Consider the following 23,747-nt stretch of genomic DNA (forward strand, 5'->3'; position numbering starts at 1 on the left):
TACTGGGACGATTATTAAATAATGTATCTGCTCATCTTATGACATCTATCAACAATCAGGCTGAAAATAAAAAAGATATTAAGCTACTGGTACTAGATATAGATGGTACGATCGCTGGCCATGACAACCAAGTCAGTGACACTGTACAGCAAGCTATTAAAGCAGTCCAAGCTAAAGGTATTCAAGTAGCTATAGCTACGGGTAGAATGTATTGTTCAGCTTTGCGCTTTCATCAAGATATTCAGTCTAATTTACCATTGGTAGCTTATCAGGGTGCTTGGATTCAAGATCCCAATAGTGGTAAACTGCACCGTCATTTAACTGTAACCAAGGAAATTGCTTATCAATTATTAGATTACTTTGAACAACCACAATGGCGATCGCTCCTTTCAGTCCATTTCTATATTAATGATCAACTCTACGTGCGAGAAATAACTACAGATACAGCAGACTATTCTCAACGCTGTGGTGTTATTCCTCTTCCTGTGGGTGATTTGCGGCAAGTATTAACTGATAACATCCCGACTAAGGTTTTAGCCTTATGTAATAAAGTAGATTTGATTAGAAAAATGATGGGTGATTTACGTTTACAATACACACCCGCAGAATTATACATGACAACTTCTGTCGCAACTTTCCTAGAAGTAGCAAATCCTTTTGTTAACAAAGGTACTGCTGTCCGTTACCTTGCAGAAGAAATGTTAGGAATAGAAAGCAGTCAAGTAATGACTATTGGGGATAACTTTAATGATGTAGAAATGTTGGAATATGCGGGAATAGGTGTCGCAATGGGAAGCGCACCAGAACCAGTACAAGCGATAGCAACGTGGGTGACAGCCAGTGTAGAACATGATGGAGTAGCGATCGCCATAGAAAAATTCTTACTTTAACAGGTAACTGGGGACTGGTGACTGGTGACTAAGAAAAATCTTTCCTCCCCTACTTTCTGACTCCTGACTCCTGACTCCTGAATCCTGAATCCTACCCAAACATCAGAAAGGACACCGACGACTGGCCGTGTTTCGTCTCGGTGTCCTTGCTGGTTCGCTCCTCACACACCAGCTAATATATCCCAGGAGACAGATCGCGTCAATACCTATAGTCAAATTTTTTCAATTGCAGTCACAGGAGTTCAGGAGTCGTAGGGGCGAAGCATTCGGAAAATAACCTGTGATCAAAATTAATAATTTTTCGCTCGAATGCTTCGCCCTTACAGGAAAATAACCTGTGATCAAAATTAATAATTTTTCGCTCGAATGCTTCGCCCTTACAGGAAAATAACCTGTGATCAAAATTAATAATTCTTCGCTCGAATGCTTCGCCCTTACAGGAAAATAACCTGTGATCAAAATTAATAATTCTTCGCTCGAATGCTTCGCCCAGACCGGAGTTAGGAGTCATGAGGCAAGAAGTAATATCTTATTCTCCCCAGTCAACGCTCCCCAGTCAACAGTCCCCAATCACAACTCCACAGGCGCAAAAACTCCCAATTTACTTTCTAATACAGACCTTAAAACCAACTGGGTAACAATCAGCAATCCTAACCTAGCCTGAGCTAACTCCAATGAATTAATTTTCACTTCCCCCCAGATGCGACAATTACACCAGAAACTTTCAAAAGCTTCGCTCAATTTCAGTGCAGTTGTCATCCAATTAACTGAAGTGTTAGAATCAGGGAATACCAAATCATCTACCATTTTTACCAACAGGTGCATCAGACGCACCTCATCCCCTTGATAAAGACGCAATTTTTGATCACAGTCTAGCCAGGGTATCGGTTGGGTAGACAGCAAACCTAGCACTTCTGTACTATTATCTATCAGTTGAATCAATCCCTCTCGATCAGCTAATCTCAATAATGAACAGCAGCGTGCATGGGCATATTGAATTTTAAACAATTTATTGTTGTAATTCTCACCATCTGGCCATCTTCCCGTCTCCCCATCTCCCCCACCTCCAATTCCTTCTAAGCTAGTTTCACCGACTGTTAGATTATGTAACCAAACTGCCAAAGTAGAATCAATCAGTTCTATATGAATCAAAGCAGGAGGAACAACTTTAACGTGAAAAAGCTCACCATAAGCTACCAAATGAGCAGCAATCGCCCTGATAATACCTGTTACTTTTGAATTATCAGATGAGGCAAGTTGCAAAGCTACACTAGAAATATATAAAATTTTTTTACCATCTGTGCCTTGATATAGAGGCAGTTTTCCCTTTTTTATCCATAGAATTTTCTCATCCTTGGTATAAACACTGAGGAAATTTATTAAATGGATATAGACTATTTGTTTAATTGAGGTATACTTCTTAAATAGTAGCCAATGTTGCACGTAGTTATTTAGCAAACTTTTGCGGTTATCACGATTTTATCCTGTTCCATCCACCTTTAGATAGAAGTTTAGTCTAAGTAAAGAAAAATGAGAGTAGGATAAAATTTCGTGAATAATCAATGAATGATTAGTAAACTTTACTACCCTCATTGTACAGTAAGAAGTATAACAAAAGAGTAGAGGGCAAAATTCGCTTTCTACACTTTGGATGGCTGACACTGTTGGGTGTTCAGCCTACCCTGTTAACACAAAGACACTCCTTGCACCTTTTTATTTAGTCTTTGTTTTTAGCCGAACGCTCTTTGTTAACTATGCAATCTCAATCCTCTTTTTCCGAGGCATCACGGCCTTTCTTAACTTGGCAACGAATTCTTGACTGGGCGCAAGAACACTACCGCTGCCGCACCTTCAGCAAAGATGAGCGCATTCCCGCCAGACCCGGATTGCTGTATTTAGTGCAGAGAGGTGCAATCCGCATGGTAGGAACAGCCCAAGTAAGTGCTACTGCCAGCCAGCTAACATCTCGACGCATTAACAGAACCCCTGAAGAAGCCTTTTTGGGTTTTGTGGGCGCAGGACAACCATTTGAAATCGTCGCTCAGTCCCCCTTTACACTCCAAGCTTACGCCCACGTTGACCAAACTGCGGTGCTGTGGATGTACTGGCATGATTTGGATAACTGGCCTCACTTCCGTCGTGAAGTCATGGATGCCTTTAGATATCAACATCAGCGCAAGCTATTGTGGCTAAGTGCTTTAGGACAACGACGTACAATTGACCGACTGCTAGGTTTCCTCACCTTGTTAATTGAGGAATATGGAGAACCAGCAATGAGCGAAACCGATCCCGATGTTATTCGCGGCTATTGCCTACCTTTCCCTCTCACCCATGCCCAAATTGGTAGCGCCATTGGTTCTACCCGCGTCACCGTTACTCGCTTGATGGGTAAATTGCGTCAACGTGGACTCATCCTCACCCAAGGGGATAATCTGATTTGCTTGCCAGCAGAGTCAATTAACAGAGCGAGCTAAAACACTTTCACCAAGCCAAGTGAAGTGTTTAATCTGGTTCTGGAAATTTTAGAAGCGATGACTAGCAGGTGTCAGCGGATTTTAACAAACCCAGTTTGGGTAATTAGTTCCTGTCCCTGCTCTGTTAGCAGTAAGTTAGCATAAGCAACGCCGACTTGCTCCCCAGTTTGACCATTCTGTTTAACCACTACAAACAGATTCCGGGTAATCGGGTATTTTCCTGATTGAAAAGCCTGAATGTTCAATTGATTCCGTTTTTCAGGACATTGATTAGGGAGAATCAATGGTTCTTGATAAGGAGGAATGTATTCCCCAGGCGTGCGTCCCAAAGGTAAGGGTCTAATAGAACATTGAGGAACAACCTCCGGAGCAGAAGCGTAATAGATGCCACCAGGACTATCAGCCGCCTTTTTTAAGGCTTGGGTGGTCGTAAAGACAAACTCTACTTGGGAACTGAAAGTTTGACCACCCAAAATGTCTTGGACAAAAAGTTCAACGGTGCCACCATCACTAACACGGCGTGTAAATGCCTTAATTGGTAGATTTAGTCCACCCACTTGATTCCAATTATTAATCTTGCCTGTGTAGATGGATTTTAGCTGGTCTATTGTCAATCCTGGGATATTTAGGTTCGGGTTTACGGCTACAGCTAACCCATCAATCGCTACAGGAATTTGATTGAGTTTGAATCCACGTTGTTGAGCGCGGTTTAATTCTTGATTTAATTTCTTGGTGATATTGGCTCAAAGTCATAGCCAGTACGAGATCGACTACCAGGGACTATTTTTACAAGTTGGACTGAGGTGTTTCTATCTCCTGATGGTAAAAAGCGAATTTCCCCACCAGCACCTGTAGCAGAAAATCCAGGAGATACAAGAGTTTTTTGAATACCAGAACGGGTGGGATCTTTTCCTAAGGCAGCAATCAAGGCTTTTGTAGCATCATAGGCTAGGGCAGTACGCCAACTCACATCAGCACCCCATAATTTTCGGGATGTTTTGGGAAATTCCGATTTGGGATTACCTTGAATATGCCAGGGAACTGCTAATACCATTCCTACTGCTTGTTCTCTACCAATTTCTAAGGTTTTTAGTGTATACACACCATTACCAGCCAGTAATTTTAGACGCTGTTGATTTACCTGAACTACTTGCAATGCTTTGTCTACAATTCCTGTGTTAGCGGCTAACATTAATACTTGCGCCCCTTGTTCAGTTGCCTGTTTCACACTGGAAGCAGCACTAAAATCGGCTTTGGATAAATCAAATTCTTGAGATACTTCTCCACCTTCCAATAAAATAGAGGCAACAAACTCTGATTTTAGAGACTGACTATAATCACTTTGAGAATTAAAGAAAACTGCTGCTTTTTTCTTCTGTAAGTTTTTCACCATGTAATTTGCTAAGGTTCTAGTAGTTATCAAATGACTGGGAACTGTTCTAAAAATGTAGGGGCTAAAGTTGGTAATTTTCACAGAACTGCTATTAGGGGAAATAGCAACAAGTTTTCCAGAATCATAAACTTTACCTGCCGTTAATGTTGCATTACTACTACTACAGCAGATTGCACCTAATACTTCTGGGTTTTTGACTAAGTGACTAGCAATTTCTTTAGATATTTCTGGTTTATCATCATCGTTAGCTATGCCGACTTTTAAGTAAGCTCCGTTAATTTTTCCTTGACTATTAATTTCCTCTTGGGCTTGAGCGATACCTCGTAGTATTTCTAATCCAGTACCAGTATTAGGATTATTGGCTAATGGTATTGTTGCCACAATTGTATAGTTTTTGCTAGATCCAATCCGCGCGTTATTCAGATATATTAGTGCTTCTGGATCATTGGGTTGGAATTTTAAAGATGCTGTAAATTTGGCGATCGCTTGTTGATAATTTTTATTAGCTATTGCTTTAGCCCCATCTGTTTTAAATGCAGAAGCTTCACCAGTCCTAAATATTTTTTCCCCAAAACTAATCCTTTCTTTAACTGATGTTTCTGATTGATTATTATTGTTTTTTTCTGATTATTTTCTAATGTGTTCACACTAGTTATTGGCAAAATTCGCCCTAAAAATAACCATATACCAATTCCTAGTACACCGCTTGTCAATAATAAGGATAATAGTAATACTTTAACTTCTTTTTGTAACATAATTGACTCCTTTGTTTTTAAGTGACTTTTGAAAAACCAAACTATCTAAATTATTGAAGATATTAATTTATAAATCAAACGAAATATTGATGTTACCGCAATAGCTATTAAAGCTGAAGCAAATGCTAAAATAACCACATTCTGAATAACAATACCACCATGTAAAAAGGGGATAAAAAATATAATTGCCAAAGTAATTGCGGGGATAATTAATAAGTCAAATTTTTCCAACCAGCGTTGAGTTTGAGCAAAAATTAAACCACTCAAAATCACAACAGAAATAGCCATAGTGATGATCGGGTTTTTGAGTAAGCTGAAAAGGGCGATCGCTATTAATGCTCCTTGAAATCCGCTAAAAGCTGCCCCAGCTAATAATTCCCAAGTAGCAAATTTTGGTTGTAGTGAAATTGGTTTTAGTGGTGGTGGTATTGGTGTTGGAGGTTGGGTTGATGGATGTGGTTGTATTTTTTGTCCCTGTGGTACTGATGGAGGTGTTTGTATTTGTGGAGGTGAAGCTGTAGGAATTACACTAGGAGCAGGTGGAGAAAGAGCTTGTAAAACTTCTGCTGCTGACTGAAAGCGTTGACTAGCCGCAGGGAGCAGCATTTTGTCTAAAATATCAGCTAAGTTGTCATTAACAGTAGCTTGGGTGCGCCATTTCCACTGATTAGTATAGGAATCAAAAAGTGTACCAGCTTCCTTTCCTGTTAATAAAGTAATCACAGTCACAGCTAAAGCGTATAAATCTGTAGAAGGAAATACTTGATTTCCTGACATTTGTTCTGGTGGTGCAAAACCCAGAGAATAGATTCCCGTAGAAGCAGTAGAAGCACCAGGAACATTAGCAACTTGTTTTACAGCACCAAAATCTAACAAGAATAATTTACCATCCCGACGACGCATAATATTAGAGGGTTTAATATCTCTGTGAATAATGCCTTTATCGTGGATAAAAGTGAGAACTGGGAGAATTTCCGTGAGTATTTGTGTAACTCCGATTTCTGAAAATTTCCCTTCTTGGAGTAATTCTTCTTCTAGATTTTGTCCATCAATATATTCTTGAACGAGGTAAAAAAACTGCTCTTGTTTTCCTGGTGGTAAACTGGAGACAGAGACAGGGAAGAAAGCAAATAAGTCAGGAATTTGCTCATGTTCATTGCCTATTTGCGCTAAAACTTCTGCTTCTCTTTCAAAGAGTTGTTGTGCTAGTTGTAGTTGAGTAGGTGTTAAATTCCCAGCAGGTTGGAATTGCTTAACCACACAGGAGCGCATTCCCGGAATACGGCGATCGCGTGCCAAAAAAGCGGCACCAAAACCTCCCTTACCCAGTAACTGAGTAGGTACATAGCGACCATCTAAAAGTAGTGGCATACCACAACTAATGCAGTATTTTTGCTGGGTTGTTTTTAAAGTTGTAACATCATCTAAATCCGCGAAATGATTGATTGGCCTGGGGCAGTTGGGACGAGTGCAGTAAACTTCCATGTTAGTTGTTAGTCATGAGTCACCAGTCATTAGTCATTAGTCATTAGCTATCTACACTTTTGACTACTGACTACTGACTACTGACAAAAAATTTACTCTGGATCAGATGAAATAGACGTTGATGTATCTATTTCTAATGTACTTAACATCAGATTTTTTTGTGATAATTTTAACGCATCTCCATCCCATCCAGGGGTAGCAAACTGGGGTAAAATTTCCTGACTAAAGGCTTCTGCGGCTTTAGAGCGATAGCGATTAGGATTAACAATCAACCAAAGAGTGCGTTTGACAACCACACCTTCAATGGGGGTACAGTGTAGCACACCCATTTGTAATTCTTTAGCGATCGCCGAAGTAGAGACAAAAGCCGCCCCCAAACCTGATTGCACAGCATTTTTAATTGCTTCAATGGAATTTAGTTCCATTTCAAATTTAAAACGTCTGGTATCAATATCACAGCGTGCTAGTACCTGATCAATGACTTTGCGGATAGTAGATTGGGAGTCAAGAGCAATGAATTGTAATTTATATAGGTCTTCTTTTTGAATGGTATCGAGTTTAGCAAAGGGATGGAATGTAGGTAAAATCAGCGCCAGTTCATCCTCTGCGTAGGGAACGATGTCCAAAGATTCAGCTAGTTCAGAGGGAATTTCACCACCGATGATAGCTAAATCAACTTGTCCGTTAGCTACACTCCAAGCGGTACGACGGGTAGAGTGGACGTGAAGTTGTACCGCCACATCGGGATATTTTTGACGAAACATCCCAATCATCCGCGGTAACAAATAAGTACCAGTAGTTTGAGAAGCACCGACAATTAGAGTACCACCTTGGAGATTTTGTAAATCCTCAATAGCGCGACAAGTTTCTTGACACAGACTGAGAATTTTTTCACCGTAGCTAAGGAGTAGATGTCCAGCTTCGGTTAACTGAGCGCGTCTTCCACCCCGATCAAATAAGGGGACATCCAGTTGGCGTTCCAGATTTTGCACCTGTAAACTCACTGCTGGTTGAGAGACGTAAAGACTATCAGCGGCGCGTTTGAAGCTCCCTTCTTGTGCGATCGCTTTGAGAATGCGTAACTGATCTAAAGTGAAAGGAAGGTCAGACATAAGGCTTAACCCACAAACTTGGGAAGGAGCAGCTTTAAAAATAAATCAAGGTCTATAGCTTTTGGGCTAGGCATGATTTATGGCATTGTAATAGCTGTCAGCAGTCAGTAGTCAGTAGTCAGCTTTGGAAAACTCTTGTTTGACAAAGATTCCAAAATATACACTGCTCCTAATGATCCGGAAAACTGCTATGACATTTAAATATGACATTTAAAAACGTGATCCGAAAAAGAAATTAACACAACATCTTGCAAAAAATCCTCTTGTGTATAAACTGTTAAGGGTGCAATCAACTGTCTTGGCTTTTACCATCTAGTGATTATTAGTCAAGATAATTACCAATATTAGCTGCTTTTATTTTCAATTTTGAATTTTTCATCGGAAATTGAGTTGTGTCTATGATGTCTAGTCCTTGGTTCACCAGCAGTCATCTTGTGATGCTGGGGTTACAGTTAGTTTTTGCGATCGCCCACAGCGGAGGTGCTGCTTTGCGTCCTTGGGCTGAAAAATACATCGGACCAAGGTTGTATCGCATTTTGTTTGCATTAGTTAGTTTACCCTTAGCAGTGATCTTAATTACTTACTTTTTTAATCACCGTTATGATGGTTGGCAACTGTGGCAAGTACAGGATATACCGGGTGTGAAACCAGTAGTTTGGGTACTATCAGCAATTTCCTTTTTATTTTTATATCCTGCTACCTTCAATCTACTAGAAATTGCGGCTATTCAAAAGCCCCAAGTCCATCTTTATGAAACAGGTATCATTCGTATTACCCGTCATCCGCAAATGGTGGGTCAAGTTATTTGGTGTATTGCCCATACTCTGTGGCTAGGTACAACCTTCACTGTTGTTACATCTTTGGGTTTAGTGCTACATCACTTATTTGGAGTTTGGCATGGCGATCGCCGTTTGAGCAAACGCTATGGAGAAGCTTTTGAAGTAGTCAAACAACGCACTTCAATTATTCCCTTTCAAGCAGTTTTTGATGGTCGTCAAGCTCTGAAATGGCAAGAATTTATTCGTCCAGCTTACTTGGGAGTTGCCATTTTTGTAGCCTTACTCTGGTGGTCTCATCCCCTATTAATCGTAGCCACCAGTAGCATATCATGGTAGTTTTAAGTGATCCCCAATATCAATATAAAATACTAATTTCATCAAAATTCCCGCTTATCAAATACCACTAAATCAATGTAATATGAAATAAACCAACTGTCAGTGTGGGTTTCCTCAGTCGGTTTGAGATTGAATATTGGGATTTGCTGGTCGCTTGACTTTCTTCGGGAGGAAACGGCAATCAGAAGTTGAACATCAAAAAAGCTACCGTGAATTTGATCGCGCTGGCTTTTTTGTCAGCAACTCCTAATGATACTGACTTGCCAACTCACATCAGTGGTGGTTACTTTGATATAAAAACCTTATAAATCAAGAGGCGTCATGGTGTTGTCGGTCAGTGAGCGGACATTTACTCAAGAAGTTTTAGAATCTCCAATTCCTGTGTTAGTTAATTTCGAGGCTCCTTGGTGTGGCTTGTGTCGCATCATTCACCCATTGTTGCTGCAATTTCAAGCTCAGTGCGACAACGGAATTAAACTTGTAGCGGTTAACGCTGATCAAAATTTCAAGCTATCTACCACCTATCGTCTCAAATCACTACCAACTTTACTACTAATTGAAAAAGGTGTGATCAGACAACGCCTTGAGGGTTTCCGCAGCAGAGATGATTTACGTCAAGCACTGGAAGAAATTCAACTCAGTTGCATGACTAACCATAACACCTTGAGTATAACAACCATGCCTGATTTAGAGTGCCGCTCTGCTTAATTGGTGATTGGTGATTGGTGATTGGTGATTGGGAAAATACAAATAATTTTCCCCTGCTCCCTGCTCCCTGCTCCCTGCCCCCTGCTCCCTGCCCCCTTGCTTCTTCTTGCCCTGCCTCCTACCTTGTCACAACGACAATTGTTAACGCCAGCTTACCTATATCAACATTACTTCATCCCCAATTTTTTCCATGATTCAAATATTAAATTATCCTTAACAAACTTAACAAAATTAATAACCCTTCTCAGATATTCTGAGAAGGGTTATTATATTTTCTTTCGGAAAAAGTGAATATATTTAGGGCTTGCTGAATAAATCTGGACTTACGCATCAATCGTCAAGAAACCTGGTTTCTGCGTAAGTTCTATAAATGTAAAACCTGGAGTGGAAAAGAGTTTTAGCGATTTTAATTTTCAATAAATGCAAGATTTTTGAAGCTGAGACCTAAAAAACCCTGCATTTTGGCTTGAAGAAATCCAAAAATTTGTTACCAACAGATAGCTAAAACTGTTCCCTGTTAAGAGTTTCCTGTACCCTGTCTCCACGACAAGACTTTTTCAGCAAACCTTGTGCTTCAGGTCTAATCTTCTGAAAGCTGTAAATACTTGACTATATTTTTAATGACTATTGGCGTTATCTTACAATTATTAGGAGTTCCGACCTGGACAATTTAGCCTAAGAAGAATATTCTTACAGCATTGTCCTTAATTTGTCAATACTTTTCAAAGTAGGCGTGAGTGATGGAAGTAATCTATCAGTATGCCTGGATTATTCCAGTATTACCCCTATTAGGAGCAATGCTGGTAGGTCTAGGGTTAATCTCGTTAAATCAGGTAACAAACCGCCTGCGACAGCTAAACGCTGTGGTTATTATCTCCCTGATGGGCGCAGCTATGGGGCTGTCTATGGCTCTGCTGTGGAGTCAATACCAAGGTCATGCACCTTATCTGCGTACCTTTGAATGGGCAGCAGCAGGTAATTTTCACTTGACGATGGGCTACACAATTGACAATCTCACAGCTATGATGCTAGTGGTTGTGACAACTGTAGCCTTTTTGGTGATGATTTACACTGATGGCTACATGGCGCATGACCCTGGTTATGTCCGGTTTTACGCCTATCTCAGTTTATTCGGCTCTTCCATGTTAGGGTTGGTGGTTAGTCCCAACCTAGTACAAATTTATATCTTTTGGGAATTGGTAGGGATGTGTTCCTACCTCCTCGTTGGTTTTTGGTACGATCGCAAGGCGGCGGCGGATGCTTGTCAAAAGGCTTTTGTAACTAACCGCGTTGGTGACTTTGGTTTACTGCTAGGTATTTTGGGTCTATTTTGGGCAACAGGCAGCTTTGATTTTACAATCATGGGCGATCGCCTGGGTGAATTAGTAGAATCTGGTTCTATCAGCAATTTCCTGGCTATCCTCTTCGCCATTTTGGTCTTCCTCGGTCCAGTTGCCAAGTCTGCCCAGTTCCCCCTCCATGTCTGGCTACCAGACGCAATGGAAGGTCCTACACCTATTTCCGCCCTGATCCACGCAGCAACAATGGTGGCGGCTGGTGTATTCCTAATAGCGCGGATGTACCCAGTATTTGAACACGTCCCCGTAGCAATGAACGTGATCGCTTTTACTGGGGCATTTACAGCATTTTTGGGCGCGACTATCGCTATTACCCAAAACGACATCAAAAAAGGACTCGCTTACTCCACCATTTCCCAACTTGGTTACATGGTGATGGCAATGGGTGTAGGCGCTTACAGTGCGGGTTTATTCCACCTGATGACCCATGCTTACTTTAAAGCGATGCTGTTCTTGGGTTCAGGTTCAGTTATTCACGGTATGGAAGCAGTGGTTGGCCATGATGCGGTACTGGCTCAAGATATGCGCTTAATGGGTGGACTGCGGAAATATATGCCCGCTACCGGGTTTACTTTCTTTATTGGTTGTTTAGCAATTTCCGGTATTCCTCCCTTTGCTGGTTTCTGGTCTAAGGATGAAATTCTCGGTGCGGCTTTTGCTGCTAACCCCCTGTTATGGTTTATTGGTTGGGTGACAGCGGGTATTACTGCTTTTTATATGTTTAGAATGTATTTCTCGACATTTGAAGGCAAATTCCGGGGTAATGATGAGAAAATCAAAACCATTCTCAAAGATGCTGCTGCTGCTAAGTTAGGTTTGGAATTACAACCTAATTTTGGACCAGGAGCAATGAAAAAAGGTGAGTTAGAAAGTCATGGTCACGGACACCACAGCAGTTCACCTCATGAGTCTCCTTGGACAATGACTCTACCTCTGTTGGTTTTGGCTGTTCCTTCTATTTTGATCGGTTTGGTGGGTACTCCCTACGCTAATTATTTTGAGCAGTTTATCTACTCTCCTAATGAAACCTTAGCTGAAGTAATGGAAAAAGCTGCGGAATTTGACCCCCATGAGTTTTATGTGATGGCGGGTAGTTCTGTGGCTATTTCTGTGGTGGGTATTACTTTAGCCGTGCTGATGTATTTGGCTCGGAAAATTGACCCCAGTGCGATCGCTTCTAAGATCAAATCTCTGTATGAGTTATCGTTGAATAAATGGTATTTTGACGATATTTATCATCAGGTATTTGTCCTTGGTTTGCGTCGTGTTGCTCGACAAGTGATGGAAGTTGATTTCCGCGTTGTTGATGGTGCGGTTAATTTGACTGGTTTCTTTACTCTTGTTAGTGGTGAAGGTTTGAAGTACCTGGAAAGCGGTCGGGTTCAGTTCTATGCCTTAATTGTTTTTGGGGCTGTTCTGGGCTTGGTGATCGTTTTTGGTGTGACTTAATTTTTATGGGGGTGGGTTTTCCTGCCCCTATTTTTTTTTGCACGCAAAGACGCAAAGGCGCAAAGTTATTGAACCACGAAGAACGCGAAGAACGCGAAGGGAAGAGGGGAAGAGGAAGGAATTTTATTAAAGAAGTGAGTGATACTTTTCGCTTAACTGATATTTCTCCTGATCCAGATTCCTATCTAGTTTTTAGGGTGTGTTAGGCTCGCAACAATAGGGTTAATGTACATTAACTGCTATGGGATCTAACGCACCCTACAAAATTACATCTTTCCTTTTGCCATCACTTGTTGCAGATGTTCACGAATTTCGTGCGCTCCGTCAATTTCTGACTGACGCAATTTTTGGAATAGTTCTACACAAGGTTGAGAATTTGCTTCTTGTGCATCTTGAATGTAACGTTCGTAAGCTTGCACTGCTGCTGCTTTGTTATGCAATACTGTGATAAAGTCGTATTCTAAATTACTAATTGGTTCTTGAGTTTTGGTCTGGGTAGCAGTCATTTTTTTGCTCCTTTATTTAACTATTTATTGAATTTATACAGATTATTTAAGTTATATTCATCTATCTCAAAGTGGACAAAATTATTACCTTTAGATAGAAGTATTCAGTTAATAATTGAACAAGGTTTTAAGTAACTCAACTTTAAAAAACGTCATACCCAGATCCCCGACTTCTTCAAGAAGTTGGGGATCTATCCACTGCTATATTTACTTTGACAGAGGTGGGTTATCCTCATATTCATCGGAATACTGAAATACGAATTTGTTTTGTATTTCTCTATTCTCTTGATGCACGATAGGACAATATTTTGTGTTTGCACTCATGCAGTCCATGTGGGGTGTTTTCGCACATACTAATAATAGTCCCCCCAAAATGAGTAATAAGCTACAAATTGCTGCTGTTTGTGTGCCGGAAATATCTAACGTACCATGAACAACTACTTCCCGCAGTACGGAAACTATTGCCACCTCCACGGCTACACCTACGGAAATACTATGTTCTTGTAAGTAAACTATGAGTAGTCGAAATAATTCCACGAGAATTAACACAAATAGTATTTTTGATGTCAATTCTTTGTAGTCTAATGAATTAATGATGGCAATAACTATCCCCCACAATTGTATCAACATTACCGCAAATAAGGCTAAACATAATACCATCACTATGAGGTCTTGAAAAGCCTCCATGTTACGCACTATTGCATAGCGATCTAACCAGCGATCGCAAAATAAAAATCTACTCTTGAAGCGTTTTTGCATGACTGTTTACATTCCAATGGCAGTCAGTAAGCTATCAGCTATCAGCTATCAGCAGTCAGCTTTTTAGGGTTACACCAAAAATCATTGGTTGATAATTGATCAAATATTCTGACTACTGTTAGGGTTTAGCATTGCTAAACCCCTACTGACTCAATTCTGAACTCTTACCAATATTCCTATTTTTACGTAACATTAATGTTTTCTGCCTCAGCGTGGTTTGTTATTTAATTTTTGTATTTGTGTTAACAATTTGTCGGCATTATTCACCCATTGAGTATTACCTTGATTTTTATACAAATCTCTCGCATATTTGATTAGTTTTACGGCTTCTGGATATTGTTTCAATTGTACAAATACTAATCCTGCACCATAATAAGCATCGGCATAATTTGCATTTGCTTGGGTGGATTTTCTAAATGCTGCTAATGCTTCCTTAAATTTGCCTTGATTAAATAAAATTGAACCTAAATTATAATGAGCTTCTGCATATCTGGGATTGATAGTTATTGCAGCGGTAAATGCTGATTTTGCTAGTTCAATTCTACCTTTTTGTAAATAACAAAGTCCTAAATGATAGGAAGGTTCTGGAGAATTTGGACTATGTATGATCGCTTGTTGAAAAGAGGCGATCGCCCCATCCCAATCTTTTTTAATTTCTCGTATCAATCCTAAGTTATAATGAGCAAAACCCAATTTTGGATCTAGTTGTAAAGCTCGTTGTAAATAATCATTTGCTAACTGTAAATTATTCCCTTCTAACAAAGCACTACCTAAATTTGCAAAAGCTAATGCAAACTGTGGATCGGCTTGCGTAGCTTGATAAAATGCGTCCGCTGCTGGTTGTAACTTTCCAGTTTGTCGCAGTGCTAACCCTAAATTATAATGCGCTGCTGCTAAAGTCGGATCTAATTGTGTTGCTTGACGAAAAGCGTTAATAGCTTCTTGTATTTTTCCCCTTTGAATAGCTTGTAAACCCCTATTTAACCAGTCTAAAGCAATTTGACGAGGAGTTTGAGCTAATAGGTGACAGGTGACAGGTGACAGGTGACAGGTGACAGCAGATGGGGAAATGGGGAAATGGGGAGAAGTGGAAAATACTGGCTTAATATTGATATCTAGTACCAGTAAAGTAACAATGCCAATAAAAGGATATTTTTTTAAGGAAATAGTCATAAATTAGCCGAATAATATTGTCACTAAATATTGAGTATGAACCTATTTTTTAACAAATATTTTATAATTGGTATATAAATTAGCATAGCTTAATATTACTTAATCTTAATCTTACGATAAACTACAATTTTTTTGCACCGAGCTTAAAAGATGGATAATAAAAAAGTCAGGAGTCAGGAGTCGTAGAGGCGAAGCATTCGGGCGACTAATTATCAATTTTATGAAAAGGCTATTTTCCGAATGCTTCGCGCCTACTTTGCCCGTACAGTAGTCATAATGTTTGATAAATCAGTGAAATAAGCCAATAACAATTTTGAGTATAGCTGTTAAAAAGCTGAAAGCTGAAAGCTGACTGCTGAAAGCTAAAAAAATTACTCCTGAAAAATACATAATACGGTTGAGGGAATCACCGTAAAGGAGGGTTTATGAGCGAAAAAGTAAAATCCGGTTCGCGGAATGTAGCAATTGTTGGACCCTATTCCAGTGGCAAAACCACATTATTAGAAAGTTTGTTATTTGTCACCGGAGCAATTTCTCGCAAAGGTAACATTAAAGATGTTAACACAGTTGGAGATAGTGCTAATGAAGCACGCGATCGCCGCATGAGTGTAGAAGTTTCCACAGCTTGTACAGAATACGAAAATACACGCTTCACCTTTATAGACTGTCCTGGTTCAGTAGAATTTGTCCAAGAAACTTATAATGCTTTAATGGGAATTGATGCAGCAATTGTTGTTTGCGAACCCATCAAAGATCGAGTTTTAACTTTAGCCCCATTATTCAAATTTCTCGATGATTGGGAAATTCCCCACATCGTATTTGTGAATAAAATGGATCGGGCAAATATTCATGTTCTAGAAACATTAAACGCCCTCAAAGCCGTTTCTAGTCGTCCTTTAGTGCTGCATCAATTCCCCATTATGCAAGGGGAAGAACTCACAGGATTTATTGATATGGTAAGTGAAAAAGCTTATCAATATCATGCTGGTGCTGCTGCTGATTCCATCCCATTTCCAGAAGCATTAAAAGCCGAAGAACATCAAGCGAGAGCAGAAATGTTAGAAACTTTGGCTGATTTTGATGATCATTTACTGGAAGAATTATTAGAAGATATCGAACCACCCCAAGAAGAAATTCTCAAAGATTTAAAACTAGAACTAGGTGCTGATTTAGTAGTACCAGTTTTCTTTGGAATTGCAGAACAAGATTATGGTGTGAGACCTTTATTAGAAGCAATATTAAGGGAAGCACCAGCACCAGAAACCACAATGGAACGGCGTTTAGAAAAAATTAGTGATACTCCTTTAGCGCAAGTTCTCAAAACCTTTTATACTCCCCAAGGTGGCAAACTTTCCTTAGTGCGAGTCTGGCAAGGAACGTTAACAGATGGTATTGTTTTAAATGGTATTCGTGCTGGTGGAATTTACCGTTTAATGGGACAACAACAACAGCAAATTAACGAAGCTGTAGCTGGAGAAATTGTTGCTATTTCTAGGTTAGAAGGAATTAAAACCGGAGATACAATTTCTACCAATTCCCACATTAAACAATTACCAAAAGCAGCAGAATTAGAACCAGTTTTTGCGTTAGCTATAACACCCGAAAAACGTAATGATGAAGTCAAACTTAGTGCTGCTATTACTAAGTTATTAGAAGAAGATCCTGCTTTAGCTTGGGAACAACATGGAGACACCCACGAAGTAATTTTGTGGGGACAAGGTGAGATACATTTGCAAGTTGCGTTAGATAGACTGCGACGCAAATATAACTTACCCATGTCTACCCATCTTCCCCAAATTCCTTACAAAGAAACTATCCGCAAACCAGTAAACGCAGTTCATGGACGTTATAAACATCAAAGTGGTGGACATGGACAATTTGGAGATGTTTATTTAGACATTCAACCATTAGCAAGGGGAGAAGGTTTCAATTTCCGGGAAACAATTGTTGGTGGTGTTGTTCCTAAACAATATATTCCTGGGGTAGAAATGGGAGTGAAAGAATTTCTTGCACATGGTCCTTTAGGTTTCCCGATGGTTGATGTTGCGGTGACATTAACTAATGGTTCTTATCACACCGTTGATAGTTCAGAACAAGCTTTTAAACAAGCTGCACGTCTCGCAATGCAAACAGGAGTACCCCAAGCACAACCTACCCTTTTAGAACCAATTTTAAAGGTAGATGTGAATACTCCTAGTGAGTTTACCTCTAAAGTTTTACAACTTTTAAGTGGTAGACGGGGACAAATTTTGGGTTATGAAGGTAGACAAGATTGGTCAGGATGGGATAATGTTTCTGCATACTTACCCCAAGCAGAAATGCACGATTTTATTGTAGAATTGCGATCGCTTACCTTGGGTGTTGGTTCTTTCCATTGGGAATATGACCACCTGCAAGAAGTACCGGATAAAATTGCCGAACGGGTTTTAATTAAAAACGGTAAATAGTCAATTCTCGTTCCCAGTCTCTGACTGGGAATGTTATTAGGAAGGTTCTACCTTCCTTTTTTTCTCACGCAAAGACGCAAAGACGCAAAGGAAGAGGAGAAGATAAGATAAAAAAGTTTATTAGAAAATATAATAAAATCAACGTTTTGGATAAGGTAAAACACCTTTGAAATCTCCACATTCCCAGAAAGAACTATTAATCCAATCATTATCTTCAGCATCCCACAACAAATAATAGGCAACTAATAAAGTATTTATAAATTTATCAACTGAAATCATCCAATGTTGTGCCATGATGTTTAATGTCTCTATTGTTATAGAACTTGATAATGTAAATTTTTGCTGTATTTCATCGTAACTACAAGAACATCCATCAATAAATTTATCAAAATATGGTTCATACTTTTTTACTGGATGTGGTTTTTTAAAGTTTGTAAACCGGACTTTATCAGCAAAAAAATCTAACTTTAACCCAGCGTCAAATCCTTGCGAATCTTGACCATAGGTATAATAATAAAGTGAAGTACCTTGTTGGTTAAAAGTATAAGTAGCACATATAAGTCTTGGAGAAACAAAATCATCACCCTCAAAGTCTGCAAGCACATCATTTATTGACATATTTTTGTTTTTTCTATCTATAGATGAAAGCTGATAGCTGATTACTGATAGCTGATTACTTGCATCAAGTTTATTCTGGTAAATAATCTTGATTTAAAATTTCATCTGTAGTAAAAGGACAGTCTACAGGAAAAGTATCAACTGATAAACCTGTTTCTAAGGATGCTAGTTTTCTCGCATCTTGATAACATTCGCTAAATACTTCAGAAAAATATTTTTTTAAACTGGGACTTTCAGTTAATTCTTCTTTCAATCTGCGTCTATGTTCAAAAATAGTAGATAACCAACTATTACTGCGTTTATCTGGTTGATATTTATATTTGAGAAGGTGCATTAATAAAATTAATAAGTTACTTTTTAATGCTCTTTTTTCACTTCTTCCCATGCTTTCGATCTCTTCAATTAAATTCTCTAAATCAATTTCTGCAAAGTTACCATTTTTTAATTGTTTAGCTGTAGTTTCTATCCATAAATAAAAATCTTCATTATAAAGATTTGAACTAGCAAGGTTTGTAGGTTGAATTGCTTTCATCTGCTGGAAACCTCCGCAAAGAAATTGTGAGATTTTTTGGTAGCTTCTTTAAGTAATTATATAATAATTCCTACTTTTCCTCGTTCCCATTCTCCTGACTGGAAATGCTATCAGGAAGTTTCTACCTTCCGTCTTTCATTAATATTCATCATCATTACCAAAAGTCACACAAGGACTATCAACTTCTACTGCTGGAGTAAAAGAATTACAAAAAATGACAGTAGCACAATTAACCCCTAATTCATCAGGGTGAGTGCATTCCTCCTGGACAAAAAAAGCACAGTCTTTACAAATACTCTTACATGACATTGGTTGCGCGTCTTTGGAGTCTGACATAGTTCAAAAACCTGAATATCAGATAAAACCCACTACATTGGGTATATTGTAGTGGGGAATAGCAGTAACAAACAATGTCATTTTCATCATCTGTTATTTTTGTCACTAGTTTAATTATTTTATGTAAAAATTACATCATTATCTTGCATTTATGGCAAAATACCACATTAAGAAAGTTTAGTTTTCCCATCAGTTAAAATTTTATTTTCGTTTTTATATGTTGTAGCCTTTAATTATACGTTATTTTAATTATACGTTATTTTGTTGGTGATTATGTTCGGGTGCTTTGCGTCAACCCAACCTACTTTTATTTTTATTTTTTTATAAGTTACGTAAATTCTCTGTTGCTTTTTGTGTAGAAATTTTGAGCAATTTATAAGAAATATCGAGAAAATAAACAATTTTTTGGTTGTGGTGACATAAAAATTACAATCACTATTATAATATTTGCAGTTATTTAACACACATCACCATGAGTTCAAAGACTAAGGATTTACAGGTAAGTTACGCTAAAACTCGCTTGCTGCTTGCGTTGTGGGATTTGGGAGGAAGTCAGCAAAAGGTAATTTTCTATCAGTTAATGATATAGAAATATTAATAGAACTATCATCACCATTAACAGGTTACTTAGAGGTTGTCTTAAAAGTTTTCGGCGAATATAATTCGCTACTACACAAACAAAGTCCACCTGCGTGGACTAACGAAAAATTAAGGATTTGAAACTTGCATAGGCAGGTTTTGTCTGTGTAGATGTGATTTTTAATCGCCTAAGTTAGACTTTTCAAACATCCTCTTAGGAAGAATTAAAGAAGATGATTGGACAAAAGATCGCTTTTATTACTTACGCGACTTAGCAATAAATTAAAATTAGACTAAACTTAGATATATATTGCTGCTGTGTAGTAGAAATTTGAGGATAACTTCAAGAAGTTGAAGAGGTAAAAAGATGAGTGTGGTGATTACAGATGATGTCTTGCAGACAATTCAAATGTCTGACAAGGAATTAATTCAGGAAATAGCTATCTTGCTGTTTACACAAGAACGGTTTACTTTAGGACAAGCGAGTAATTTTGTCGGTATGAATCAGCTTGAGTTTCAGCGATTGCTTAACTAGTCGCAAAATTCCTCTTCATTATGATATTGCTGAACTGAGAGAGGATGTCAAGAGTTTGGAAGCTAACAATTGGCTATGATGATTGTTAGTAATACATCTCCTATCAGTAACTTAGCTGCAATTGGTCAGTTAACTTTGTTGCAGCAACTATATGGTAATCTTTTTATTCCCCCAAGAGTCTATCAGGAAATTGTTGCTTGTGGTTGTACAGATCCAGGTACACTAGCACTGCAAACTGTTGATTGGATTCAAGTTATATCTGTTACCAACGTTGATTTAGTTGACACCCTACAAAAAATTTTAGATCCTGGAGAAGCAGAAGCGATCGCTCTTACTGTAGAGTTAAATGCTGATAGACTAATTATTGATGAGCGAAAAGGCAGAAATGAGGCTATCAAGTCCCGATTGCAGGTTACTGGACTATTAGGTATTGTACTAGCTGCTAAACAAAAAGGGATTATTCCGCTAGTAAAACCGATATTAGATGATTTGACTGCTAATGGCTTCTGGATTCGTAAACAGTTGTGTGCAGAAATTTTATCAATTGCAGGAGAATAGCGATCGCACAAGCTCAGAAAATAAAGTTGAAGATGAAGTTATTGTTAATTTCATGATTTGACAAAACTTGACACAACCTGTTTATGCACACAAGATAGTTCTTCCTCGTCGAGATTAGCGTAACAGGGTTTTCGGTCCGTGTCAAGAAGATTTACTACCTCTATTGCGGAAAAACACCAAAAAAATGATAATTAGCAAACGACGGATTTTTTTGCTTTGATAGAGACGTTCCAGACCCAGAGAGCAAGTCCTAAGTTGACAATTTCATAGACAAAACTATACTTATATTGACAAAAATCAATATATTTTTAGGAAAAAATCAACTACTTGATATATAATACGGTGATATCAAGTATTGAATTGAGACTATTGCCGACGCGAAAACCAAGCAATGATGGTGGTAGTCTTTTTCAGAAACTTAATTGGAACACAATCGCGTCTGGCTAAGGCGTGAAAGTCTACTGAGGGATAACTGCTCCCATGCTCCCGTTGAAGTAGAAAGTAAAGTCTAGTTTTGTCTAGGTTTTATATAGCAGTGTAGAATAGAAAACGCTGCCTTTTAATAGATTAGATATTTTATGGCTAAAAAGAGCATGATTGAGCGCGAGAAGAAACGCGCTAAAATGGTGGAAAAATACGCTGCAAAACGGGAAGCCCTGCTAGAAGAGTTCAGATCAGCAGAATCTCCCCTAGATAAGTTAGAAATTCACCGCCAAATTCAACAACTACCCCGTAACAGCGCACCTAGCCGCCGTCAAAACCGTTGCTGGTTAACAGGTCGCCCCAGAGGAGTTTACCGTGATTTTGGACTATCTCGGAACGTTCTGCGGGAATGGGCGCACCAAGGTTTATTACCTGGGGTTGTCAAGTCTAGCTGGTAGTCATTAACCCAGGGAATAGGGAATAGGGAATAGGTGACAGTAAGCAGGGGAAGCAGGAAAAATTATAACCCAGTCCCCAGTCCCCAGTCCCCAGTCCCCAGTCCCCAATCACCTGTCATTGTCCACAACAACGATCAATTCCCAGACTGTCTAAGAGTAGATCGCTAACGGCGTTGGCGATCGCAAACTCTCCATAAAAGCTTTTAGAAAAATCAAAAGACTGCATCTCTGTAACAATAGCAATTACCAGAGATCCTAAATCATCTTCTCCTTCCATGCGTTGCCTGACAAAAATCTGCGCTGCACGTTGGGCAATTTTTTGATTAACCAGTTCGGGAAGAAATTCTGTATCTAGCCATAACAACAGTCGCTTTTGCAACCATTCGCCTTCTTGTTGAGGATTTTCCGTAGGTGGTAGGGTAATAGGTGGAATTGGCTGAGTCATGTTTGTATATCTTAAATAGATTTTGTGTACCAAGGTAATCTCATACCATTTTGGATTTTAGATTTTGGATTTTGGATTTTAGATTTTGGATTTTGGATTGTAAAAGTCTTGTTAAACAAGCTTTTAACACAAGCTTTTAATCTTTCCATATCTCAAAATCATGGTTCAAGCTGGGATGAGAGAGAAAAACGCAGCAGCAGTCCAATCACAGCTAAATGCGTTCCTTTGGGGGTTTTGTTATGATGTTCATAAACTATGGAATATGATGTTGCTGCTATTATTCGAGGTTATGCTCAAGGATATTTTCTCATGGCTGATGAGCATGATCACTTGGGATGGTATGGAAGTAGAGAACATACTTTGATTCCCTTAGATGAAAGATTCCACTATCCCAAGTCATTACAACGAGTTCTCAACCAAGAAAAGTTTACAGTAGCAGTTAACCGTGACTTTATGGGTGTGGTTAATGGATGCGCTAACCGAGAAACAACTTGGATTTCTCAAGAATTAAAAAAAATCTACTGGTTACTTTACCAAACTGGTTATGCTTATAGTTTTGAAACCTGGCACGGTGATCAACTTGCAGGGGGAATTTTAGGGATTGTGATTGGAGGTGCTTTTATTGGTGAATCTATGTTTTATAAAATTCCTGAAGGTTCTAAAGTAGCGATGGTGAAGCTAGTAGAAAGGTTGCGAGAAAGGAAATTTTTATTGTTTGACGCACAAATGATGAATCCCCATTTAGCCCGATTTGGTGCTTATAACGTCGGTACTAAAGAATATGAGACGTTGCTGAGACAAGCTTTGCAAACATCTTGTTCATTAGAATGATAGTTGATAGTTGATAGTTGATAGTTGATTAGGAAACATCAAATTGATTACCCAGTCACCAGTCACCAGTCACCAGTCCCCAGTCCCCAGTCCCCAGTCCCCAGTCCCCAGTCACCAGTCACCAGTCACCAGTCCCCAGTCCCCAGTCACCAGTCACCAGTCACCAGTCACCAATCACCAACCAAATAACGATAGAATGAAATTAATCAGACATTCATCATAAAGCCAAGACAATCATGCCCTCTGATATTGCTGTAGAGAAGAAAAAGTTAAAAAATCCACCTTTGAAGCTTCATTATTTAGGCGATCGCGCCCTCCGTCAACCTGCAAAGCGGGTAACAAAAATAGATGATGAACTTCGTCAACTGGTGCGGGATATGCTGCAAACTATGTACAGCGAAGATGGTATTGGTTTAGCTGCACCCCAAGTTGGAATTAATAAACAACTAATTGTCATCGACTGTGAACCCGATAAACCAGAAGTACCCCCATTGGTATTAATTAACCCTGTGATTAAACAGGTTAGCAGTGAGCTTTGTATTGCTCAAGAGGGCTGTTTAAGTATTCCTAAAGTTTTTTTGGATGTCAAACGCCCGAAAGTTGTAGAAATTGCTTATAAAGATGAATATGGTCGTCCCAAAACCTTAAAAGCTGGTGATTTACTGGGAAGATGTATTTTACACGAGATGGATCACCTCAATGGTGTGGTTTTTGTGGATCGTGTAGATAATTCCTTGACTTTAGCACAGGAGCTATCTAAAAATGGCTTCTCGTATCAAGCTGTAAAACCAGTAGCATAGGGTGGTCT

At 39.1% G+C, this 23,747-nt stretch carries 26 protein-coding genes and 1 pseudogene; 14 read left to right on the top strand and 13 right to left on the bottom strand.

The annotated features are described in order from the left end of the window. Positions 1-38: 38 nt before the first annotated feature. On the top strand, positions 39-890 hold the full coding sequence (locus H6F45_RS07015) for a Cof-type HAD-IIB family hydrolase (protein ID WP_190346837.1): 852 nt from the start codon (positions 39-41) through the stop codon (positions 888-890). Positions 891-1,460: 570 nt separating this feature from the next. On the opposite strand, the gene H6F45_RS07020 is transcribed toward H6F45_RS07015, so the two are convergent. Next, complete coding sequence (locus H6F45_RS07020) at positions 1,461-2,348, bottom strand: DALR anticodon-binding domain-containing protein (RefSeq protein ID WP_199291090.1); 888 nt, start codon at positions 2,346-2,348, stop codon at positions 1,461-1,463. Positions 2,349-2,644: 296 nt separating this feature from the next. Here H6F45_RS07020 and H6F45_RS07025 point away from each other — a divergent pair, with 296 nt between their 5' ends. Then, the gene (locus tag H6F45_RS07025; RefSeq protein WP_096572776.1) at positions 2,645-3,364 is read left to right on the top strand and encodes a Crp/Fnr family transcriptional regulator; all 720 of its coding nucleotides are present in this window, start codon (positions 2,645-2,647) and stop codon (positions 3,362-3,364) included. Positions 3,365-3,435: 71 nt separating this feature from the next. On the opposite strand, the pseudogene H6F45_RS07030 reads toward H6F45_RS07025, so the two are convergent. The 5 genes and pseudogenes from H6F45_RS07030 to H6F45_RS07050 form a co-directional block, all read right to left on the bottom strand. Further along, a pseudogene (locus H6F45_RS07030) lies at positions 3,436-4,089 on the bottom strand (substrate-binding domain-containing protein); the annotation flags it as partial. After that, entirely contained in the window at positions 4,086-5,138 is a 1,053-nt protein-coding gene (locus H6F45_RS07035) for an ABC transporter substrate-binding protein (RefSeq protein WP_347237716.1), read from the bottom strand. The gene H6F45_RS07035 and the pseudogene H6F45_RS07030, both read right to left, overlap by 4 nt. A gap of 125 nt (positions 5,139-5,263) precedes the next feature. Further along, complete coding sequence (locus H6F45_RS26430) at positions 5,264-5,512, bottom strand: hypothetical protein (protein ID WP_190346838.1); 249 nt, start codon at positions 5,510-5,512, stop codon at positions 5,264-5,266. Between the two features lie 45 nt (positions 5,513-5,557). Then, positions 5,558-6,997 carry a serine/threonine-protein kinase gene (locus H6F45_RS07045; RefSeq protein ID WP_190346839.1) on the bottom strand — a complete coding sequence of 480 codons (1,440 nt, stop codon included), beginning with the start codon at positions 6,995-6,997 and terminating at the stop codon, positions 5,558-5,560. A gap of 92 nt (positions 6,998-7,089) precedes the next feature. Continuing rightward, on the bottom strand, positions 7,090-8,109 hold the full coding sequence (locus H6F45_RS07050; RefSeq protein WP_137667102.1) for a LysR family transcriptional regulator: 1,020 nt from the start codon (positions 8,107-8,109) through the stop codon (positions 7,090-7,092). A 398-nt stretch (positions 8,110-8,507) separates the two neighbouring features. Between H6F45_RS07050 and H6F45_RS07055 the strand changes: the two genes are divergently transcribed. From H6F45_RS07055 to H6F45_RS07065, 3 genes are all read left to right on the top strand, one after another. Then, on the top strand, positions 8,508-9,224 hold the full coding sequence (locus tag H6F45_RS07055) for an NnrU family protein (protein WP_190346869.1): 717 nt from the start codon (positions 8,508-8,510) through the stop codon (positions 9,222-9,224). A 321-nt stretch (positions 9,225-9,545) separates the two neighbouring features. Beyond that, complete coding sequence (locus H6F45_RS07060; RefSeq protein ID WP_096570599.1) at positions 9,546-9,932, top strand: thioredoxin family protein; 387 nt, start codon at positions 9,546-9,548, stop codon at positions 9,930-9,932. A gap of 740 nt (positions 9,933-10,672) precedes the next feature. Then, entirely contained in the window at positions 10,673-12,739 is a 2,067-nt protein-coding gene (locus H6F45_RS07065) for an NAD(P)H-quinone oxidoreductase subunit 5 (RefSeq protein WP_190346840.1), read from the top strand. A 266-nt stretch (positions 12,740-13,005) separates the two neighbouring features. Here the strand turns inward: H6F45_RS07065 and H6F45_RS07070 are convergent, their stop codons facing one another. From H6F45_RS07070 to H6F45_RS07080, 3 genes are all read right to left on the bottom strand, one after another. After that, the gene (locus tag H6F45_RS07070; protein ID WP_096570593.1) at positions 13,006-13,245 is read right to left on the bottom strand and encodes a hypothetical protein; all 240 of its coding nucleotides are present in this window, start codon (positions 13,243-13,245) and stop codon (positions 13,006-13,008) included. 207 nt (positions 13,246-13,452) lie between these two features. Beyond that, positions 13,453-14,004 carry a phosphate-starvation-inducible PsiE family protein gene (locus H6F45_RS07075; RefSeq protein WP_096570591.1) on the bottom strand — a complete coding sequence of 184 codons (552 nt, stop codon included), beginning with the start codon at positions 14,002-14,004 and terminating at the stop codon, positions 13,453-13,455. A gap of 207 nt (positions 14,005-14,211) precedes the next feature. Further along, on the bottom strand, positions 14,212-15,177 hold the full coding sequence (locus H6F45_RS07080) for a tetratricopeptide repeat protein (protein ID WP_137668942.1): 966 nt from the start codon (positions 15,175-15,177) through the stop codon (positions 14,212-14,214). A 425-nt stretch (positions 15,178-15,602) separates the two neighbouring features. Between H6F45_RS07080 and H6F45_RS07085 the strand changes: the two genes are divergently transcribed. After that, positions 15,603-17,624, top strand: coding sequence for an elongation factor G (locus H6F45_RS07085; protein WP_190346841.1), 2,022 nt, complete (start codon positions 15,603-15,605; stop codon positions 17,622-17,624). A gap of 138 nt (positions 17,625-17,762) precedes the next feature. On the opposite strand, the gene H6F45_RS07090 is transcribed toward H6F45_RS07085, so the two are convergent. The 3 genes from H6F45_RS07090 to H6F45_RS07100 form a co-directional block, all read right to left on the bottom strand. Further along, positions 17,763-18,242, bottom strand: coding sequence for a hypothetical protein (locus H6F45_RS07090; RefSeq protein WP_190346842.1), 480 nt, complete (start codon positions 18,240-18,242; stop codon positions 17,763-17,765). Between the two features lie 70 nt (positions 18,243-18,312). Then, a complete protein-coding gene (locus tag H6F45_RS07095) occupies positions 18,313-18,774 on the bottom strand; it encodes a DUF29 domain-containing protein (protein WP_096570583.1) in 462 nt (153 codons plus the stop codon). A gap of 138 nt (positions 18,775-18,912) precedes the next feature. Then, positions 18,913-19,110 (bottom strand): hypothetical protein, encoded by a 198-nt coding sequence (locus H6F45_RS07100; protein WP_096570581.1) that lies wholly within the window; start codon positions 19,108-19,110, stop codon positions 18,913-18,915. Between the two features lie 946 nt (positions 19,111-20,056). Here H6F45_RS07100 and H6F45_RS07105 point away from each other — a divergent pair. The 4 genes from H6F45_RS07105 to H6F45_RS26950 all read left to right on the top strand — a co-directional run bounded on the left by H6F45_RS07105 (position 20,057) and on the right by H6F45_RS26950 (position 21,831). Continuing rightward, positions 20,057-20,224, top strand: coding sequence for a UPF0175 family protein (locus H6F45_RS07105; RefSeq protein WP_236104224.1), 168 nt, complete (start codon positions 20,057-20,059; stop codon positions 20,222-20,224). A 75-nt stretch (positions 20,225-20,299) separates the two neighbouring features. Beyond that, on the top strand, positions 20,300-20,782 hold the full coding sequence (locus H6F45_RS07110; protein WP_190346843.1) for a DUF3368 domain-containing protein: 483 nt from the start codon (positions 20,300-20,302) through the stop codon (positions 20,780-20,782). 578 nt (positions 20,783-21,360) lie between these two features. After that, positions 21,361-21,663, top strand: a complete 303-nt coding sequence (gene rpsN / locus H6F45_RS07115) for a 30S ribosomal protein S14 (RefSeq protein WP_096570571.1) — start codon at positions 21,361-21,363, stop codon at positions 21,661-21,663. Positions 21,664-21,696: 33 nt separating this feature from the next. Beyond that, complete coding sequence (locus tag H6F45_RS26950) at positions 21,697-21,831, top strand: hypothetical protein (RefSeq protein WP_277876965.1); 135 nt, start codon at positions 21,697-21,699, stop codon at positions 21,829-21,831. Here H6F45_RS26950 and H6F45_RS07120 read toward each other — a convergent pair. Then, positions 21,779-22,108, bottom strand: a complete 330-nt coding sequence (locus H6F45_RS07120) for a hypothetical protein (protein WP_096570569.1) — start codon at positions 22,106-22,108, stop codon at positions 21,779-21,781. The genes H6F45_RS26950 and H6F45_RS07120 overlap by 53 nt on opposite strands. Positions 22,109-22,132: 24 nt before the next feature. On the opposite strand from H6F45_RS07120, the gene H6F45_RS07125 reads away from it, so the two are divergent. Genes H6F45_RS07125 through def form a run of 4 tightly spaced genes read left to right on the top strand, consistent with a single transcriptional unit; the run spans position 22,133 to position 23,739 of the window. Continuing rightward, complete coding sequence (locus tag H6F45_RS07125; protein ID WP_190346844.1) at positions 22,133-22,351, top strand: hypothetical protein; 219 nt, start codon at positions 22,133-22,135, stop codon at positions 22,349-22,351. 12 nt (positions 22,352-22,363) lie between these two features. Continuing rightward, positions 22,364-22,939: a leucyl/phenylalanyl-tRNA--protein transferase gene (gene aat / locus H6F45_RS07130; protein WP_096570567.1), complete on the top strand. Its 576-nt coding sequence runs from the start codon at positions 22,364-22,366 to the stop codon at positions 22,937-22,939. Positions 22,940-22,982: 43 nt separating this feature from the next. Continuing rightward, a complete protein-coding gene (locus tag H6F45_RS07135; protein ID WP_190346845.1) occupies positions 22,983-23,162 on the top strand; it encodes a hypothetical protein in 180 nt (59 codons plus the stop codon). A 13-nt stretch (positions 23,163-23,175) separates the two neighbouring features. Then, entirely contained in the window at positions 23,176-23,739 is a 564-nt protein-coding gene (gene def / locus H6F45_RS07140) for a peptide deformylase (protein ID WP_096570565.1), read from the top strand. Positions 23,740-23,747 lie beyond the last annotated feature (8 nt).

The sequence above is a fragment of the Sphaerospermopsis sp. FACHB-1194 genome (assembly GCF_014696235.1).
Lineage (GTDB): Bacteria > Cyanobacteriota > Cyanobacteriia > Cyanobacteriales > Nostocaceae > Sphaerospermopsis > Sphaerospermopsis kisseleviana.